The sequence below is a fragment of the Streptomyces sp. NPDC051320 genome, from assembly GCF_040682175.1.
In the GTDB taxonomy this organism is placed as follows: Bacteria; Actinomycetota; Actinomycetes; order Streptomycetales; family Streptomycetaceae; genus Streptomyces.
Genome location: NZ_JBFBAL010000002.1, coordinates 168,831 through 186,203 on the forward strand (window position 1 = coordinate 168,831; position 17,373 = coordinate 186,203).

A 17,373-nucleotide genomic window follows, 5' to 3' on the forward strand; every position below is an offset into this window, starting at 1 on the left:
CCCCTCTCCGTGGCTCATTCGCCGCGGTACAGCTGGCGCTTGTCGATGTAGCGCACCACACCGTCCGGGACCAGGTACCAGACCGGTTCGCCCTGCTGGACCCTGGCCCGGCAGTCGGTGGACGAGATCGCCATCGCGGGCACCTCCACCAGCGAGACACCACCCTCGGGCAGTCCGTCGTCCGACAGGATGTGACCCGGCCGGGTGACTCCGATGAAGTGGGAGAGGGAGAACAGCTCTTCCGCGTTCCGCCAGGTGAGGATCTGGGCGAGAGCGTCGGCACCGGTGATGAAGAAGAGATCGGCGTCGGTGTTGAGATCGCGCAGATCCCGCAGGGTGTCGATGGTGTACGTCGGCCCGCCGCGGTCGATGTCGATCCGGCTCACCGAGAACTGCGGGTTGGACGCCGTCGCGATGACCGTCATCAGATAGCGGTCCTCGGCCGGGGAGACGACCTTGTGGCTCTTCTGCCACGGCTGCCCGGTCGGTACGAAAACCACCTCGTCGAGCTGGAATTGCGAGGCGACCTCACTGGCGGCGACCAGGTGTCCGTGATGGATCGGGTCGAATGTCCCGCCCATCACGCCGAGACGCCTCTTCTGCTCTCCCATGCGTGCAGACCCTACTGGCCCGGCCGGTACCCGTTCGCGTTCGGGTATCAGCGGTCGCGGTTGAAACGGGTCGTGATCCACAGCAGCAGGAGCAGCGCGAAGAGCGCGCCGCCACCGGTGAGGTAGGGACTGAGGCTTTCGTGGTTGCCACCGTGGCCGCCCTCGGCGGCGAGGGTGGCAAGGGACGAAGCAGTGCTGTGGAGGCTCATGGTCAGCAGGACCTATCCGGGAGTCGGAGCGGGGACTTCGCGCCCATCGTATGCGGGCCCCCCGGGCACGCTTACGCCGACTCAGTCGTTGTTGCGATATCCGCGCAGCAGGAACCAGGCGAGCAGGACAGCTCCGACGATCAGCACAACAAGCAGAACTCGTAGCGTATCGCCCGGTCCCTGCTGGTTGGTCGCTGCGGCGAGCAAAGTGTTCACGTCCGGCATGGCGGGTGCTCCTTGTCGATGTAGGCCCCCGCCACACGGTAGCCCTACCGCATACGCTGGGGCCCGTCAGGGGGACGGGCCGGGACTCGAAGACAGAAGGCAGGGGGAACATTCATGACCGACAGCAGTAACCGGAACAGCGGTGACGAGGGCGGCAGTGGCCCGATCGGCGGCCACGAGGGCGTGCCGAGCAGGCAGCGCAGGCGGTTCCAGGGCATTTCCTCACGGGCGTACGAACATCCGGCCGACCGTTCGGCGCTGGTGGCGCTGCGTAAGCTCAGCGGGTTCGACACCGTCTTCAAGGCTCTCAGCGGGCTGCTGCCCGAGCGCAGCCTGCGGCTGCTGTTCCTCTCCGACTCGGTGCGGGTGAGCGATGCCCAGTTCGCGCATCTCAACGTCATGCTGCGGGACGCCTGTTACATCCTGGACCTGGAGAAGGTCCCCGCCATGTACGTGACGCAGAGTCCGCAGCCCAACGCCATGTGCATCGGTCTGGACGAGCCGATCATCGTGGTCACCACCGGCCTGGTCGAGCTGCTCGACGAGGAGGAGATGCGCGCGGTGGTCGGCCACGAGGTGGGCCACGCCCTCTCCGGGCACTCGGTCTACCGGACGATACTGCTGTTCCTCACCGGCATCGCGCTGAAGGTGGCCTGGATTCCGCTGGGCAACGTCGCGATCATGGCGCTGGTGACGGGGCTGCGCGAGTGGTTCCGCAAGTCGGAGCTCTCCGCGGACCGGGCGGGGCTGCTGGTCGGCCAGGACCTCCGGGCTTCGATGCGCGGGCTGATGAAGATCGCCGGTGGCAACCATCTGCACGAGATGAACGTCGACGCCTTCCTGGAGCAGGCCGAGGAGTACGAGGCAGGCGGCGATCTGCGCGACTCGGTGCTCAAGATCCTCAATGTGCTGCCGCGGTCCCACCCCTTCACCACCGTGCGCGCCGCCGAGCTCAAGAAGTGGGCGGAGAGCCGCGACTACCAGCGGATCATGGACGGGCACTATCCGCGGCGCGACGAGGACAAGGACACCTCCGTCTCCGACTCCTTCCGGGAGTCCGCCGCGCACTACGCGGACACGGTGCGGGCCAGTAAGGACCCGCTGATGAAGCTGGTGGGCGATCTGGCCGGCGGAGCGGGCGACCTGGGCGGGAAGCTGCGCGGGAAGTTCACCGGCGGTGGCAGCGGCACAGGCACAAGCTCCGGCGGCAAGGGAAACACCGCAAAGACCGGCGACCCCGACGACGGCGCTACGAGCGAGGGGCCAGGTCCGGCTGAGAGCTAGCCGCCAGTACCCCGCACAGTGCTGCGGCCGTCTGCCCGGTGGCGTGCGCATCCGCGCGTTTCCCGGCGAGCAGCGGCCGCAGCCGGTCGGCCGTGCCGGCGGTGCAGGACTGCGGGCCGGCCCGCACCGAGCTGATCACCAGCTGCGTCTCGCGCTGCTGCAGCTCGGCGGCGTTGAAGCGGAAGTGCAGCTCGCGGTGGACCGAGAACAGCGAGGCCCCGTCCGCCTCGGCGGGGCCTCTGGTGGCCGGCCGCAGCGCGTAGACGAAGGTGTGTTCCGCGGTCACCTCCAGGATGCCGGGCTCCGTCTCCTCGTAGCGCAGGGTGCCCGATACCCGTACGCCCGGATCGGCGAGCGTCACCTGTGCGGGGTCGAACCGCACGAGCCAGCCGGTGACCGCGTGGCGCCCGTCGGCGAGCGGTGCGGCGAGGCTCCGGTCGAACTGGCTGTACTGGTCGGGTGCGAGCAGGTCGCGCACCGGCCGTACGGTCCGGCCCATCAGCACATCGGGATCCAGCGAGGACGCCAGGATGTAGCTGCTGGCCGTCTTCAGCGCGCTCACCACCTGAGCGTCCGCGAAGTGCCGGGTCCGTCCGGTGTCCGGCAGATTCACCCCTTCGGCCCCGATCCGGAAGTGCGCGGCGGGGCTGTGCGCGAAGAGTTCGGCGGGCGTGCCGCCCGGCACCGCGCGGTCCGGGGCGAGCGGGACGACCGTCTCCCAGAGCGGCTCCGAGTGCGCGGTGCTCGGCGTGTCGTAGGGGTGGCGGACGCCCAGGTAGATGGCTGTGCCGAAGGCCAGCAGGACCATCGCGAAGAGGACGAGAGCCCCCTTGATCCCGCGGAACGGCAGGTAGGTGCGGCTGCGCACGGCGAGTGCGTGATCGCCCATCCGTTCCTGCGCGGAGAACTCCTGCAGCCGGGCAGCGCGGATGAACGATTCGTCGAAGACGACGGACCGGTATTCGTCCTCGCCACCGCTGGGCAGGCCTTCGGGTGGCTCCTCGCGCCCCGCCATACTTCATGGTTGGGTCTTCGCGGGGCAACATAAACGCGGTGCGGGAGACGAGTTCTGACGGGCGTTCACCACTCCCGGGCCCGCATCGGCGCACACGGCGCCCGTCAGCGGCCGGCGGTCCTGGTCAGTGCGTGCGCGGAGCCGCCGGGACCGGTCGCGCCGAGGCATGGGCCGATGCGGAGGGTCCGGCGCCGCGAAGGCCGCCCGTCACCACCTCGACACCGCTGGTGGCCGGTGGCGGCGCCGGGTCCTGCCGACTGGACGCGGCTCCGCGGTAGACCGCGGCGAAGGCCAGGGCGACCATGCCGATCCCCATCACCAGAGCGAGCAGCCAGGCCACCGGCCGGTGCCAGCGGGCCCGGCCGCGGTACGGGCGCAGGACGCCGCCGTGCGGCCCGTAAGGACCGTTCTCGCCGTCGTCGGCTGCGCCGTGGAGCCCGTCCGGGCCACCGCGGCCGTACAGTCCGCGGTAATCGCCGTAACCGCCGGTTCGGCCGTCCGGCCCCGACACCTCGCGGAGGAATTCGTCGTAGGGGTCGTCCTCGCCGATGAGGCCGCCGGCCCGGGCCTTCGCGGCCTCCGCCTCGGCTGCGGCCAGCAGCCGCTCCACCGCGGTGGGTTCCTTGATCGTGGCGGCCCTGACGAAGTCCTCGTCGAAGACCACGGAGGCGAATTCCTCGTCCGCTCCTCCGCGGTCGTCGTTGGGCTCCCAGCCGTTCTGGAACGGCTTGCCCCCCACGTCGTCCGGCACGCCACCAGACTAGACCCGGCGCGTCGTTTTCGGCAGGGAGAAGCCGAAGTCGACCATCCGGAACATCACCGGATGTGACCGTCCCCTGTCACGATGTACTTGGTCGAGGTGAGCTCCGGGAGGCCCATCGGCCCGCGGGCGTGGAGTTTCTGGGTGGAGATCCCGATCTCGGCGCCGAAACCGAACTGCCCGCCGTCGGTGAACCGGGTCGACGCGTTCACTGCGACCGTCGTGGAGTCCACCAACCGGGTGAACCGGCGGGCGGCCGCCTGGGAAGTGGTGACGATCGCCTCCGTGTGCCCGGACGTCCACAGCCGGATGTGCTGGACCGCGGCGTCCAGCGAGTCCACCACCGCGGCCGCGATGTCGTAGGAGAGGTATTCGGTCTCCCAGTCCTCGGTGGTGGCCTCGACGACGGTCGCCTTGGACGCCTGGGCGTATCCAGACACCCGCTCGTCGCCGTGCACGGTCACCCCCGCTTCCGCCAGCGCGTCCAGCGCCCGGGGCAGGAAGGCGTCCGCGATGTCCCGGTGGACCAGCAGGGTTTCGGCCGCGTTGCAGACCGAGGGTCGCTGGGCCTTCGAGTTGATCAGGATGTCGACGGCCATGTCGATATCGGCCTCCGCGTCCACATAGACGTGGCAGTTGCCGGTGCCGGTCTCGATGACCGGAACGCTGGAGCCCTCGACGACCGTCCGGATCAGCGAGGCGCCGCCGCGCGGGATCAGCACATCGACCATGCCCCGGGCGCGCATCAGTTCCTGCACCGCATCCCTGGACTCCCCCGGTACCAGCTGTACGGCGTCGGCGGGCAGCCCGGAGCCGCCGACCGCGTCGCGTACCACCCGGACCAGCGCGGTGTTGGAGGCGTACGCCGACGCCGAACCGCGCAGCAGGACGCTGTTGCCGGACTTCAGGCAGAGCGCCGCGGCGTCCACCGTCACATTGGGCCTGGCCTCGTAGATGATCCCGACGACGCCGAGCGGCACCCGGACCTGCCGCAGATCGATGCCGTTGGGAAGGGTCGAACCGCGTACCACCTCGCCCACCGGGTCGGGCAGCGCGGCGACGTCCCGTACGTCCTTGGCGATGGCGCGAATCCGCTCGGGGGTGAGGGTGAGCCGGTCGACGACCGTCTCACTCGCCCCGGCCGCGCGGGCCTTCTCGACGTCCTGGGCGTTGGCCTCGACGATCTCGCCGGTACGCACTTCGAGCGCGTCGGCGATGGCGAGCAGGGCGTCGTCCTTGGCGGAGCGCGGCAACGGCGCGAGGTCGGCGGCAGCGGCCCGGGAACGGTAGGCGGCCTGGATCACCGGGGACTGATCGGAGAGCGGCGAGAGCGAGGTCATGTCCGCAGCGTAATGCGCCGTCTGCGGGTATCCATCCGGTATCCCACACACCGAGATGCCCCCGGCCCGCCGGGCCCCCGGCGCACGCCGGCAGGCGAGGTTCGGCAGCCGGGGCCGGGCGGTCAGAAGGGGTGTACCCCGACAGGCGCCGCGGGCAGCGGGCCGAATCCCTCGGCGATACGTAAGTGGTAGGTCTCGCGGTCGATGACCTCAAGCCCCACGATCTCCCACGGCGGCAGTTTCGCCGTCGACCGGTGCTCCCCCCACAACCGCAGCGCCACCGCGGCTGCGTCATGCAGGTCTCTGGCCTCCTCCCAGTACCGGACCTCCGCATGGTCATGGGCATAGCGGCTGGTCAGCAGGAACGGATGGTCGTGCGCGAGCTGTTCGAGGCCGCGTCTGACCTCGCTGAGCGGGGCGGCCGGGCCCGAGAGGCTCAAGGTGATGTGCCAGAGTTTCGCCAGCGCCCCATCCCCCGCCCGCGGATCCGGCCGCTGATCCGCGGCTGTCTCGCGGGTCGTCTCCCGCGCTGTCTCCCGAGCCGTCTTCCTGCCGTGCTCGAAGTCGGCCCCCGCGCTGACGCTCGTCAGGGCCCGCTCTCCGATTCCGCGGGGCGGCGCCCCCGGACGCGCTCGTCTCACCGGCGTCCTCCTGTGTGCGTTGCCCTGTATGCCCCTGCGACAAAGTTGACCAGCCCGGCGCCCGGCGCGTGACGGTTTTGCGGAAGGTCCCCCCGTAAACGCTGGACTTTCGGCTGTCCCGCCCGTGCGGAACCACCCTTTCAGGGGCGCAGGACCACCAGATCGTCTCTGTGTACGACTTCCCGCTCGTATGCGGGACCCAGTTCCTTGGCCAGCTCACGGGTGGAGCGGCCGAGCAGCTGCGGAAGCTCCTTGGAATCGAAATTGACCAGTCCACGGGCCACCGTCCGGCCGGTGGTGTCCCGCAGCTCCACCGGGTCGCCCGCGCCGAACTCGCCCTCGACCGCGGCGATTCCGGCGGGCAGCAGGGACGAGTTCCGCTCGACCACGGCCCGCACCGCTCCGTCGTCGAGGGTCAACGCGCCCCTCGGGGTGGAGGCGTGCTGCAGCCAGAGCAGCCGGTCGGCGGAGCGGCGGCCGGTGCGGTGGAAGTACGTGCCGGTGTCGCGGCCCGCGAGCGCGTCGGCGGCGCGCGAGGCCGACGTCAGGACGACCGGGACGGCGGCAGCCGCGGCGATCCTGGCCGCCTCGACCTTGGTGACCATGCCCCCGGTGCCCACGCCGGCCTTGCCCGCGGAGCCGATGGAGACATGGGCGATGTCCTCGGGGCCCGCCACCTCGGCGACCCTGGTGCTGCCGGGCTTTGCCGGGTCGCCGTCGTAGAGGCCGTCGACGTCCGAGAGCAGGACGAGCAGATCGGCCCGGACCAGGTGGGCGACGAGCGCGGCGAGCCGGTCGTTGTCGCCGAATCGGATCTCGTCGGTCGCCACGGTGTCGTTCTCGTTGACGATCGGCAGGGCGCCCATGGCGAGGAGCTGGTCCAGGGTCCGGTAGGCGTTGCGGTAGTGCGCCCGGCGGCTGGTGTCGTCGGAGGTCAGCAGCACCTGGCCGACGCGTACGCCGTAACGCGCGAAGGACGCCGTGTACCGGGCGACGAGCAGACCCTGGCCGACGCTGGCGGCGGCCTGCTGCCTGGCCAGGTCCTTGGGCCTGCGGGCGAGGCCGAGGGGGGCGAGTCCGGCGGCGATGGCACCGCTGGAGACCAGCACGATCTCCTTCTCACCACCGCTCCGGGCTTTGGCCAGTACGTCCACCAGGGCGTCCACCCGGTCCGCGTCCAGGCCCCCGCCCGCGGTGGTGAGGGAGGAGGAGCCGACCTTCACGACGATTCTGCGGGCTTCCGCCACGAGCTGCCTTGCAGCTGACACGTACTTCCTCGCTCCGACTAGGTCCACCGTGGATCACCGCCGGCGGGCGTTTTCGTGCCTGCCCCGGCACAGGCACAGTACGCGAGCGGCGGTGTCCGGCACTCGAGCATTTCGCTCCACGGACACCGCCGGACGGCCCGCCGGGTCAGCCGTTGCCGATCTCCAGCATCCGGTCGACGACCCGCGCGGCGGCCAGGCCGTCGGAGGGTTCGCAGAAGTCCAGCCTGAACTGCGCGTACTTCTCCTTGTACTCCTCGCTCACGGCATCGATGTTCCGGATGGCGTCGACGAGATCCTCGGACGTCTTGATCAGCGGCCCGGGGGCGCGCGAGGTGAAGTCGAAGTAGAAGCCGCGCAGGGTGTCCCGGTAGTGCTCCAGGTCATACGTGAAGAACAGCATCGGCCGTCCGCAGTGCGCGAAGTCGAACAGCACGGAGGAGTAGTCGGTGATCAGCACATCGGCGATCAGGTAGAGGTCGGCTATGTCCGGGTGGTACGTGACGTCCCAGACGAATCCCTGGCCGGCACCCGGGATGCTGTCGAGCACCTTGTGGTGTTTGCGGTAGAGCAGGACGTGGTCCTCGCCGAGTCGCCGCTCAGCGGCCGCGATGTCGATCTGGTTGTCCAGCTTGAACCGGCGTCCGCCGTAACGCTGGTCGTCACGCCAGGTCGGCGCATACAGAACCACTTTCTTGCCTGCGGGGATGCCCAGCTTCTCCCGCACCGCGGCCGCCCGCGCCACCCGGTCCGGGGCGTGGAAGACATCGTTGCGTGGATAGCCCGCTTCCAGTACCTCGCACTCCAGCCGGAACGCGTGGCTCATGATCGGGGTCGTGAAGGCGTTGGGCGTGATGAAGAAGCTGTACTGGCGGGAGCGCTGCGGCAGACTGTCGATATACGCGAGGTTGGCCTTGGGCGTGCCGAGCAGATCGGCACCGATCCGCTTGAGCGGAGTGCCGTGCCAGGTCTGGACGACCACCTGCCCTTCACGCCGGACGAACCACTCCCGGATGCCACCGTTGGTGACGACGTACCGGCTGCGGGCGAGCGCCTCGTACCACTCCTCGCTGCCCCACTCCACTCCGCGCACGCCGGGCGGCAGGACGACCTGCTGGTCGTGGACCATCGCGATGTGCTCCACGTCGGTGCCGCGACGCATCAGTTCCTCGTACACGGCGCGCGGCGAGTCGGAGAACTGCTTGCCGCCGAAGCTGTTGTAGAGCACCGCTTCCCGGAGGGGCAGCTTCCGCTGCTCCGGGGTGTACACGTCACGCATGAGCCGTTGCCGGTAAGCGCCCCGCAGATCGGGGCTCAGGACCGGGCCCGGCTCGAGGAAGATCCGGTCGTAGTCCGTCCGTTCGACCGTGTACGTCCGGTGGGTGCCCTGGTGGGAGAGCGGCAGCTTACCGACCAGGTCCGGCCTGATGGTCACGGGGACGTCGCGCCTGTGGTCCCACTCGTCGGCGGCCCGCAGGAAGGGCAGCCACCGGCCCGCCCGGAGCGGGAGTGTCCCGTCGTAGGTGGGCATGACGTCCGGCGTCACTCGTGCGGTGAAACGTCCCTCGTGGAACTCGGCCGGAAACGGCTTGTCCTCGTTGCGGCCGGTGTGACGCAGGACGAACTTCACCGCATCGGCCGGTCCCGCGTATGTGCCGGACAGCAGCAGTTCGCCGTCCTCGCTCCACTCCGCCCGGTCGACCACGGGCTGGACGGTCCGTGCCTGCAGGGTGAAATTGCCCGCGCCGTCAGTGAGTACGGCACATTCGAGGCCGCCGGGTATCCGGTGGACACCGGTGCACTGGTTCGCGCCCATGGTGGCGCGCCTTGCCTTGCCGTCGGCGAACACGATGAACGCGCGGTACTTGCGGGCCTTGCCGGGCACGACTCCCTCGACGGGCAGCTCCGCGAAGGGCAGCCGCGCCCGGTACCGGATCCAGCCGTCGCCCCCGTGGCCTCGCGGTTCCAGCGGGTACTCGGCTTCGTAGCCGGTTCCCTCGTGGTCGAAGCGCAGCGCGGTCGGTGTCCGGCCCTCGGTGGCCGAACCTCTGGAGCGGAGCGTCACCACGAGAGCGTCGCCGTCCGCCTCCTGCGATTCGACCTCGGCCGGGACGACATCCAGCGTGAGCTTCAGCCGGTTGCGTTCGAATCCCGCGACGAGTCGTACGCCGTCATCGAGCACCCGCACCTGGCTGTGTCCTCCGGAGCCCGCGTTGCTCCTGGCGATGCTGCCGACGGACATCCCGCCGGGCCGGGGTATGCCGATGCCCAGGCGCCAGGTTCCCGGCCGCCATTCGCCGCGGGTCCGCAACCGTGCCGGGTCGATGCCGATCTCGAAGCCCGACCAGTCGTAGCAGTGCAGGGCGCCCTTGGCCTCCGCGGTCGCCCGGGGCTCCCGGACCGTACGCAGCCTCAGCGGGATGGTGCTCCTGCTGCCCTGTCGCCGCAGGACGGCGATCCGGAGGGAACGCCGGCCCGTCGCCGAGGGCACGTTGGGGATGTACGCGTAACCTCGGGCGACCAACCGCCCGTCCCGCCAGGCGAGCTCGGTCAACTTGCTGGTCACCGGAAGTTCCCGACGGGTGAACTTGCGCACCGTCGGCGGCAGCGAAGCGCTCTCGACTCCGGGAAGCTCGATACGGGCCCGCCGCAGGCCCTTGACCGTGAAGACCCCCGGGTTCTCGCGCTCGTAGCGCAGCACGTCGACCAGCTCGTCCCCTCTCCCGCTGGCCGCCAGGTGCCACTTCACCCGCGCCAGCGGCGAGAACTTCCGGACCAGCTTGGGGGCGGCGTGCGCCAGAAAGTCCTTCGCTGCGGTGTGGAAAGCAGCACGCTCCTCGGCCGGCGCCTCAGGAAAGTACTTCATGAGTCGGCTGAGCTCTTCGGGGATGGTTTCGACAAGTCGGGACGCCACGGCGTGAAGGCCTTTCCGGGGGACTGCGGAGGTGAACCCCGGATGAACGGGGCGTAGACGTGATGCATGGTCACGCCATTTGGTTGCCCCCATGGCGCTGTGTCTCATATCACATGCCCCTGTGAGGACGGCCCGGCTCGTCCGCCCCCCGACGGGCCGTCAGCCGCGCTCGGCCGAATCGGAATCATAGATTCCTCATAACTCGAGGGCTCCCGGCCCCGTCCCGGGCGCACCCGATAGAGTGATGAGGAGCGGCATGTTATGCACAGAGCAGTCGACGGTGACCCGCGCGCAGCCGCCCCCCAGGGAAACTCCTACCAGACATGGGACACATACCTTGCCGGTCAAAGTGAGTGTCGTCATCCCGGTGTACAACCCGGGCAAGTACATCGACCCGTGTATTGACTCGCTTCTGCAGCAGACGCTCCCTGCGGAAGAATTCGAAGTCATCTTCGTGAATGACGGTTCGACGGACGACACTCCCGCACGGCTCGAAAAGCTGTCCGCCGATCATCCGCACTTCCGGCTGCGGACCATCCCGAATTCCGGCTGGCCGGGCAAGCCGAGAAACGTCGGGGTGGCGGAGGCCAGGGGCGAGTACGTGCAGTTCTTGGACCAGGACGACCACCTCGCCCCGGATGCCTTGCGGCGCCTGTACGACATGGGCATGCGCAACGCGTCGGACATCGTGATCGGCAAGGTGGCCAGCAACTTCCGCGGAGTTCCGCACGGCGTCTTCCGCAAGGACCGCGAGAAGTGCACCCTGGAGACCGCGCCACTTTACGACAGCCTTACACCGCACAAAATGTTCCGTACGGAGTTCCTCCGGGAGAACAAGATCGCCTACCCCGAGGGAAAGCGACGGCTGGAGGACCAGCTGTACATGATGCAGGCGTATTTTCCGGCCAAGAACGTCTCCATAGTGGGTTCTTACACCTGCTACTTCTACTCCAAGCGGGACGACGGAAAAAACGCCGGGTCCACCAGGATCGTACCCTCCGGCTATTACGACAACCTGCGCGAAGTCCTCGAAGTCGTGGAGGCGAACACCAAGCCGGGCACATTCCGGGACCTGCTGCTCCGCCGTTTTTACCGGGTGGAAATGCTGAGCCGCCTCAGCGAGCCGGCCATCATGCGCTACGACCCCGATTTCCGCGACGACATGTGCGACGCGATCCGCCCGCTCGCGTTGCGCTTCATGCACGACGGAGTGCACGACGGACTCGGCGCCATCACCCGGCTCCGCTCCACCCTGCTGCGCGAGGACGACCGGCAGGGGCTGCTGGAACTCGCCCGCCGCGCGGCCGACGTCAAGGGCGCCGCCCGGCTGGAGGATCTCTCCTGGCAGCCCGACGGCCGGCTCGGCATCAGCCTCAGCGCCCGGCTGGCCGTGGGCGACGGGAAAGCGCCCTTCACCCTGCTCCGCCGGGACGGCCGCCTGTACCTGCATCCCGATTTCACCGAGGGCCTGCTGCCCGAAGGGGAGCTGGTCGACGTCACCGACGAGATCCGGGACTTCAAGTTCGAGGTGGCGCTGCGCAACCGCGAGACAGCCGTCGAGTGGCCGTGCCCCGCGGAGTTCACCCCGGTGGTCGAGGATCTCGACGACGGGACCTGCGAGGTCGTCCTGCACGGCACCGGCCGGCTGCCGTCGGAGGCGATCGGGCACCGTGGGCCGCTCACCAAGGGCTTCTGGGACGTGTGGGTGCCGGTGCGCGCGCTGGGCCTGGTGCGCAAGGCCCGACTCGGCGCCGACCGTGCCGAGCGGGTGGACGCCGCGGTCCATCCGGCTCTGCTCGGCGCGCCGGCCCGGCCGGTGATTCCGTACTTCACCCATCCGCACAGCAACCTCACCCTCGATGTGTCGCGCCGCGGAAAGAAGCTGGGCGGTGCGCTCACCGACCGCCCGGTGCTGCGGATACCGGGGCGCACCGACGAGATACGGCTGGACGCCTTCGCCACCGCCGCCACCGGAGCCGCCGGCGCGGAGCTCGTGCTCAGCTCCGGCAGTGGCAGCAAGCACTCCGTGCAGGTCGCCACCAAGCCGATGCTGGGCCGCACCCATCTGGTACTGCCCGCCCGTGCGGCGGGGGTGCCTGCGGGGAGCTGGCAGCTCGGAGTGCGGCTGGACGGGGCGGAAGGACCGGAACTCGTCATAGGCGATGCCACGGTCAGTGCGGACGGCAGGCTGCGGATCGACGAGACCGTGCCGCTCATAGATGCGGAAAGCCTCCGTACGATGCAGAAGCAGCGGCGCCGCTCGGTCGTGCGCAGCGGCCTGCGGGCCGTCGGCGGCCCGCTGGTGCGCCGGCTGCCTCCCGGTGGCCGCAAGAAGATCCGCCGCTTCGTCGGCAGCCTGCTCGGCTGACCGGCGGGGACCGGTTTTCGGCAGACGAGCAGGACAAGGACGTGATCGGATGCGGCAGCTCGCCATCGAGGGTGCCTGGGTGCATGAGCCCAAGGTCTTCCCGGACAACCGTGGCAGCTTCCACGAGTGGTTCAAGGAGGCGGACTTCGCCGAGTCCGCCGGCCATCCGCTGCGGCTGGCCCAGGCCAACTGCTCGGTGTCCAGCCGGGGCACCCTGCGCGGGATCCACTTCGCCGATGTGCCGCCCAGCCAGGCCAAGTACGTCAAGTGCGTGCGGGGCGCCATCCTCGACGTGGTGGTGGACATCCGGGTCGGCTCACCGACGTACAAGCAGTGGGAAGCGGTACGTCTTGACGACGTCGACCACCACTCCGTCTACCTCGCCGAGGGGCTCGGCCACGCCTTCCTGGCGCTGAGCGACGACGCCACGGTCGTCTACCTCTGCTCGGCGGGCTACGCACCGGACCGCGAGCACGGCATCAACCCGCTCGACCCGGAGCTGGCCATCGAGTGGCCTGCCGATGTCACCCCGCTGCTCTCGGACAAGGACGCGGCGGCCCCGAACCTGGCCGAGGCGGAAGCGCGGGGACTGCTGCCCTCGTACGCGGACTGCCGCGCGTTCACCGAGGAGCTGCGGGGCTGATCCCGGTCCCGGTGGCTCACGAAGACGGCCGCCGCCCCCGTGGGGCAGCGGCCGTGCCGGTTCACCGGTGGGTCGGTCAGCCGGTGACCCGCTCGATACGCCGGCGCACGTCGGCGAAGGCCGACCGCGAGCGGTTGAGGTTACGGGCCCGGATCAGCGCGGGCCAGAAGTCCGCGCCGAGCAGCGCATCCGGCGACACGGCGCTCTTGCGGGCGAGGACCTCCTCGGGGACGTCCTGCGGGTCCTCGGTGACGTACTCCTCGAGGATCGCGTCGTATTTCTGCTTCAGCACCGTGTTCGCCGGGTCCGCGCCGAAGACGACGACGACCCCGGTCGGCGTGGTGTCCACCTCGACGACCAGCAGGTCCGGGCGGAAGCGCCGCAGCACGGCCGCGACCTTGTAGACGTCGCCCGTCCACTCCCCGGTGTGCCGGTCGCGGGCGGCCTCGTCCACATTGCGCGGCAGCATGTCGTCCAGCACGATCACGCTGTTCCAGCGCGAGTGCTTCTCGACGTTCATGAAATCGCGCAGCGCGAACTCGAAAATGTGCATGCCATCGATGAACGACAGCTCCAGCTTGGGGTCGCCGCCCAGCATCTGCAGCGGGTCCCGGCGGGCAAGCGCCCTGAAGGGGTTCCGCCCGCGCCGCAGGTGTACCAGCGGATCCTTCCGGGCGAAGAAATCGTCACTGGTCGCCTTGACCAGATGGACATCGCAGCTGATCGAAGTCACGACCTTGAATGCCGGGTCGATCGCCACGGAAGGCACCCGGGAAATGGCCAGACTGCGACCGTCGTTGACTCCGATCTCCAGATAGTTTCGAGGTCGGTATACGCGATGCATGCCGCGCAGAAGTTCATGACGATTCACAAGGAGCGCCCTTCGCCGGAAATCAACTGGCCCGATCCTCGGCGAAGTTACCTCATGAACGACGGGCTGTGAAAGCGGCGACGATAATTTAAACCACTATTGACGCGCCGAGTGACGAATCGTCGCTGTCGGCGGTCAACGGCCGCGCTCCGCTGCGAGCAGCGCCGGAAAGGCCTCACCCAGTGCCTCCCGCCAGTCGCGGATCGGTTCGATGCCCGCCGCCGCCCAGCGTTCGTGCCCCAGCACGCTGTACGCCGGCCGTGGCGCGGGCCGCACGAAGGCCTCGCTGGTCGTCGGGCGCACCCGGTCCGGATCGGCGCCCAGCAGGCGGAAGATCTCACGGGTCAGGCCGAACCAGGTCGTCGCCCCGCTGCTGGTGGCGTGGTAGACACCGGCCGGTGCGGTGCCTGCGAGGGCGCCCTTCCCCAGGCGCACCAGCCGGTCGGCGAGATCGGCGGTCCAGGTGGGCTGTCCGCGCTGGTCGTCGACCACGTCCAGGGTGTCCTTGATCCCCTCCAGCTTGATCATGGTCCGGACGAAGTTCGCCCCGCCCGCCCCGTAGAGCCACGCCGTGCGGACCACATGGCCGCGGTCCGGCAGGGTGCGCAGCACGGCCCGCTCCCCCGCCAGTTTGGTGCGTCCGTACGCGCTGCGCGGGGCCACCGGGGCGTCCTCCGGGTAGGGCCGGTCGGCGTCACCGGCGAACACGTAGTCCGTGGAGACCTGCAGCAGCACCGCACCGCTGTCACGGCACGCCTCGGCCAGGACCTGTGGTCCGGTGCCGTTGACGGCGAGAGCCTGATCCTCCTTGGCCTCGGCGTCGTCGACCGCGGTCCAGGCGGCGCAGTTGACGACCACCGCGGGACGGTGGTCCGCCAGGGCCGCACGGACCGCTTCCTCACCGGTGACGTCCAGAGCACTCCGGTCCAGTCCCGCGGCCGGTGTGCCGTCCTGGGCCAGTGCGGCCAGCAGGTCCTGGCCGAGCATGCCGCCCGCTCCGGTGATCAGCCACCTGTCACTCATGTTCACCCGTTCTCGTGATTTCTCGGGTCCCGGTCAGCCGAGCGCGGCGCGTTCCTTGAGCGGCTCCCACCAGGCGCGGTTGTCGCGGTACCACCGCACGGTCTCCGCCAGCCCGTCCGCGAAGCTCCTGCGCGGCTCGTATCCCAGTTCCGTACGGATCTTGCTGCAGTCCACCGAGTACCGCCGATCGTGTCCCTTGCGGTCGGTGACGTACTCGACGCTGGAGTCCCAGTCCGCCCCGCAGGCCTCCAGGAGCAGCCCGGTGAGCTCCTTGTTGGAGAGCTCGGTACCGCCGCCGATGTTGTAGACCTCACCGGCCCGGCCCTTCGTACGGACCAGCTCGATGCCCTGCACGTGGTCGTCGATGTGCAGCCAGTCACGGACGTTGCCACCGTCCCCGTAGAGCGGCACCGACTTGCCGTCCAGCAGGTTGGTGATGAAGAGCGGGATGACCTTCTCCGGGAAGTGGTGGTGCCCGTAGTTGTTGGAACAGCGGGTCACCCGGACGTCCAGTCCGTGGGTGCGGTGGTACGAGAGCGCGATCAGGTCGCTGGACGCCTTGGCCGAGGAGTACGGCGAGTTGGGCTCCAGCGGGTGGGTCTCGGGCCACGAGCCCTCGTCGATCGAGCCGTACACCTCGTCGGTGGAGATGTGCACGAAGGTCGTGATGCCGGCCCGGTGCGCCGCGTCGATGAGCGTGTGGGTGCCCACGACGTTGGTCCGGACGAACTCGGCGCCGCCGTCGATGGACCGGTCGACATGCGATTCGGCGGCGAAGTGCACCACCTGGTCGTGGGCCGCCATCAGCTTGCCGACCAGCTCCGGGTCGCAGATGTCACCCTCGACGAAGGCGAACCCCGGATGCTCCCTGACCTCGTCGAGGTTGGCCGGGTTCCCGGCGTAGGTGAGCTTGTCGAGCACGGTGACCGCGACGTCGCCGGGGCCCTGCGGTCCCAGCAGCGTGCGGACGTAGTGCGAGCCGATGAAACCGGCGCCGCCGGTCACCAGGATCCGGGTCGTGTCGTTCGTCATGCCGTGCCGTTCCGTCGTGCCGTTCATGAGGAGATCTGCACCTTGCTGTGGTCGCCGAGTACGAGACGGTGGGCTGCCGGGTGGCGCGGAGCGGGCGTCACCTCGACGCCCCTGCCGATGAGCGAGGCCTCCACCCTGCGGACCCCCGTGATCGAGGAGTCCCGCAGCACGATGGAGTACTCGATCTCGCTGTCCTCGATCCGGCATCCCTCGGAGACCGAGGTGTACGGGCCGACATAGGCGTCGCTGATCACCGACCCCGCGCCGATGATCGCCGGGCCGACGATACGGCTCCGAACGACCTGGGCGCCCTCCTCGACCCTGACCCGGCCGATGATCTCGCTGGCCTCGTCGACCGAGCCCTGTGTGCACGGCTCGATGCTCTCCAGCACGGCGCGGTTGACCTCCAGCATGTCGGTGACATTGCCGGTGTCCTTCCAGTACCCGGAGATCGTCGTCGAGGACACGTCGTGGTTCTTGTCCATCAGCCACTGAATGGCGTGCGTGATCTCCAGCTCACCGCGCCAGGACGGCTCGATGGCGCGCACCGCCTCGTGCACTGCCGCGGTGAAGAGATAGACGCCGACCAGCGCCAGGTCGCTCTTGGGGACCTTCGGCTTCTCCTCCAGGGCCACCACCCGGCCGCTGTCGTCCAGCTCCGCCACCCCGAACGCCGTCGGGTTGGGGACCTGGGTGAGCAGGATCTGAGCGGCCGGCCGACTGGCGCGGAAGCCGTCCACCAGACCGGTGATGCCGCCGACGATGAAGTTGTCGCCGAGGTACATCACGAAGTCGTCCTCGCCGAGGAATTCCCGGGAGATGAGCACCGCATGGGCCAGCCCGAGCGGTGCGTGCTGCGCGATGTAGGTGATCTCGACGCCGAACCGGGACCCGTCACCGACGGCCTCGCGGATCTCGTCGGCGGTGTCGCCCACGACGATCCCCACCTCGGTGATCCCCGCCTCGGCGATGGCCTCCAGACCGTAGAAGAGCACCGGCTTGTTGGCCACCGGCACCAGCTGTTTGGCGGAGGTGTGCGTGATGGGGCGCAGGCGGGTGCCGGCGCCACCGGAGAGTACAAGAGCCTTCACGGTTGTCCCTGACGAGCAGTCGGTCTGGCAGAGCATGATCCGTCACGCGGATTTTATCCGCTCCGACGTCACGAGCCGGTA

The 17,373-nt window shown here is 69.3% G+C and carries 16 protein-coding genes; 3 read left to right on the forward strand and 13 right to left on the reverse strand.

Annotation, left to right across the window (positions count from 1 at the left end):
- Window positions 1-14: 14 nt before the first annotated feature.
- The 3 genes from nadD to AB0M87_RS04935 all read right to left on the reverse strand — a co-directional run bounded on the left by nadD (window position 15) and on the right by AB0M87_RS04935 (window position 1,045).
- Window positions 15-611, reverse strand: a complete 597-nt coding sequence (gene nadD, locus AB0M87_RS04925) for a nicotinate-nucleotide adenylyltransferase (protein WP_365850206.1) — start codon at window positions 609-611, stop codon at window positions 15-17.
- A gap of 47 nt (window positions 612-658) precedes the next feature.
- Window positions 659-820: a hypothetical protein gene (locus AB0M87_RS04930; RefSeq protein ID WP_365850208.1), complete on the reverse strand. Its 162-nt coding sequence runs from the start codon at window positions 818-820 to the stop codon at window positions 659-661.
- A gap of 81 nt (window positions 821-901) precedes the next feature.
- A complete protein-coding gene (locus AB0M87_RS04935) occupies window positions 902-1,045 on the reverse strand; it encodes a hypothetical protein (protein WP_365850209.1) in 144 nt (47 codons plus the stop codon).
- Between the two features lie 114 nt (window positions 1,046-1,159).
- Here AB0M87_RS04935 and AB0M87_RS04940 point away from each other — a divergent pair, with 114 nt between their 5' ends.
- Complete coding sequence (locus tag AB0M87_RS04940) at window positions 1,160-2,329, forward strand: M48 family metallopeptidase (RefSeq protein WP_365850211.1); 1,170 nt, start codon at window positions 1,160-1,162, stop codon at window positions 2,327-2,329.
- Here AB0M87_RS04940 and AB0M87_RS04945 read toward each other — a convergent pair.
- The 6 genes from AB0M87_RS04945 to AB0M87_RS04970 all read right to left on the reverse strand — a co-directional run bounded on the left by AB0M87_RS04945 (window position 2,295) and on the right by AB0M87_RS04970 (window position 10,216).
- On the reverse strand, window positions 2,295-3,344 hold the full coding sequence (locus AB0M87_RS04945; protein WP_365850214.1) for a hypothetical protein: 1,050 nt from the start codon (window positions 3,342-3,344) through the stop codon (window positions 2,295-2,297). The genes AB0M87_RS04940 and AB0M87_RS04945 overlap by 35 nt on opposite strands.
- Window positions 3,345-3,468: 124 nt before the next feature.
- Complete coding sequence (locus AB0M87_RS04950) at window positions 3,469-4,095, reverse strand: hypothetical protein (RefSeq protein WP_365850215.1); 627 nt, start codon at window positions 4,093-4,095, stop codon at window positions 3,469-3,471.
- A gap of 65 nt (window positions 4,096-4,160) precedes the next feature.
- Window positions 4,161-5,444, reverse strand: coding sequence for a glutamate-5-semialdehyde dehydrogenase (locus AB0M87_RS04955; RefSeq protein ID WP_365850216.1), 1,284 nt, complete (start codon window positions 5,442-5,444; stop codon window positions 4,161-4,163).
- A 122-nt stretch (window positions 5,445-5,566) separates the two neighbouring features.
- The gene (locus AB0M87_RS04960; protein ID WP_365850217.1) at window positions 5,567-6,085 is read right to left on the reverse strand and encodes a hypothetical protein; all 519 of its coding nucleotides are present in this window, start codon (window positions 6,083-6,085) and stop codon (window positions 5,567-5,569) included.
- 140 nt (window positions 6,086-6,225) lie between these two features.
- The gene (proB, locus tag AB0M87_RS04965) at window positions 6,226-7,353 is read right to left on the reverse strand and encodes a glutamate 5-kinase (protein ID WP_365850218.1); all 1,128 of its coding nucleotides are present in this window, start codon (window positions 7,351-7,353) and stop codon (window positions 6,226-6,228) included.
- A gap of 145 nt (window positions 7,354-7,498) precedes the next feature.
- The gene (locus AB0M87_RS04970; protein WP_365850219.1) at window positions 7,499-10,216 is read right to left on the reverse strand and encodes a CDP-glycerol glycerophosphotransferase family protein; all 2,718 of its coding nucleotides are present in this window, start codon (window positions 10,214-10,216) and stop codon (window positions 7,499-7,501) included.
- A gap of 397 nt (window positions 10,217-10,613) precedes the next feature.
- Here AB0M87_RS04970 and AB0M87_RS04975 point away from each other — a divergent pair, with 397 nt between their 5' ends.
- Window positions 10,614-12,632, forward strand: coding sequence for a glycosyltransferase family A protein (locus AB0M87_RS04975; RefSeq protein ID WP_365850220.1), 2,019 nt, complete (start codon window positions 10,614-10,616; stop codon window positions 12,630-12,632).
- Between the two features lie 49 nt (window positions 12,633-12,681).
- The gene (rfbC, locus tag AB0M87_RS04980) at window positions 12,682-13,275 is read left to right on the forward strand and encodes a dTDP-4-dehydrorhamnose 3,5-epimerase (RefSeq protein WP_365850223.1); all 594 of its coding nucleotides are present in this window, start codon (window positions 12,682-12,684) and stop codon (window positions 13,273-13,275) included.
- 76 nt (window positions 13,276-13,351) lie between these two features.
- Here the strand turns inward: rfbC and AB0M87_RS04985 are convergent, their stop codons facing one another.
- From AB0M87_RS04985 to AB0M87_RS05000, 4 genes are all read right to left on the reverse strand, one after another.
- Complete coding sequence (locus AB0M87_RS04985) at window positions 13,352-14,146, reverse strand: class I SAM-dependent methyltransferase (RefSeq protein ID WP_365850225.1); 795 nt, start codon at window positions 14,144-14,146, stop codon at window positions 13,352-13,354.
- Between the two features lie 135 nt (window positions 14,147-14,281).
- The gene (gene rfbD / locus AB0M87_RS04990; RefSeq protein WP_365850226.1) at window positions 14,282-15,169 is read right to left on the reverse strand and encodes a dTDP-4-dehydrorhamnose reductase; all 888 of its coding nucleotides are present in this window, start codon (window positions 15,167-15,169) and stop codon (window positions 14,282-14,284) included.
- Between the two features lie 33 nt (window positions 15,170-15,202).
- The gene (rfbB, locus tag AB0M87_RS04995) at window positions 15,203-16,201 is read right to left on the reverse strand and encodes a dTDP-glucose 4,6-dehydratase (RefSeq protein WP_365850948.1); all 999 of its coding nucleotides are present in this window, start codon (window positions 16,199-16,201) and stop codon (window positions 15,203-15,205) included.
- A 23-nt stretch (window positions 16,202-16,224) separates the two neighbouring features.
- A complete protein-coding gene (locus tag AB0M87_RS05000) occupies window positions 16,225-17,292 on the reverse strand; it encodes a glucose-1-phosphate thymidylyltransferase (RefSeq protein WP_365850228.1) in 1,068 nt (355 codons plus the stop codon).
- Window positions 17,293-17,373: the final 81 nt, after the last annotated feature.

Bases quoted from the DNA above. Each gene is read 5' to 3' on its own strand.
- nadD (WP_365850206.1), bottom strand. From the start codon at position 611: ATGGGAGAGCAGAAGAGGCGTCTCGGCGTGATGGGCGGGACATTCGAC.
- AB0M87_RS04930 (WP_365850208.1), bottom strand. From the start codon at position 820: ATGAGCCTCCACAGCACTGCTTCGTCCCTTGCCACCCTCGCCGCCGAG.
- AB0M87_RS04935 (WP_365850209.1), bottom strand. From the start codon at position 1,045: ATGCCGGACGTGAACACTTTGCTCGCCGCAGCGACCAACCAGCAGGGA.
- AB0M87_RS04940 (WP_365850211.1), top strand. From the start codon at position 1,160: ATGACCGACAGCAGTAACCGGAACAGCGGTGACGAGGGCGGCAGTGGC.
- AB0M87_RS04945 (WP_365850214.1), bottom strand. From the start codon at position 3,344: ATGGCGGGGCGCGAGGAGCCACCCGAAGGCCTGCCCAGCGGTGGCGAG.
- AB0M87_RS04955 (WP_365850216.1), bottom strand. From the start codon at position 5,444: ATGACCTCGCTCTCGCCGCTCTCCGATCAGTCCCCGGTGATCCAGGCC.
- AB0M87_RS04970 (WP_365850219.1), bottom strand. From the start codon at position 10,216: ATGAAGTACTTTCCTGAGGCGCCGGCCGAGGAGCGTGCTGCTTTCCAC.
- rfbC (WP_365850223.1), top strand. From the start codon at position 12,682: ATGCGGCAGCTCGCCATCGAGGGTGCCTGGGTGCATGAGCCCAAGGTC.
- rfbD (WP_365850226.1), bottom strand. From the start codon at position 15,169: ATGAGTGACAGGTGGCTGATCACCGGAGCGGGCGGCATGCTCGGCCAG.
- rfbB (WP_365850948.1), bottom strand. From the start codon at position 16,201: ATGACGAACGACACGACCCGGATCCTGGTGACCGGCGGCGCCGGTTTC.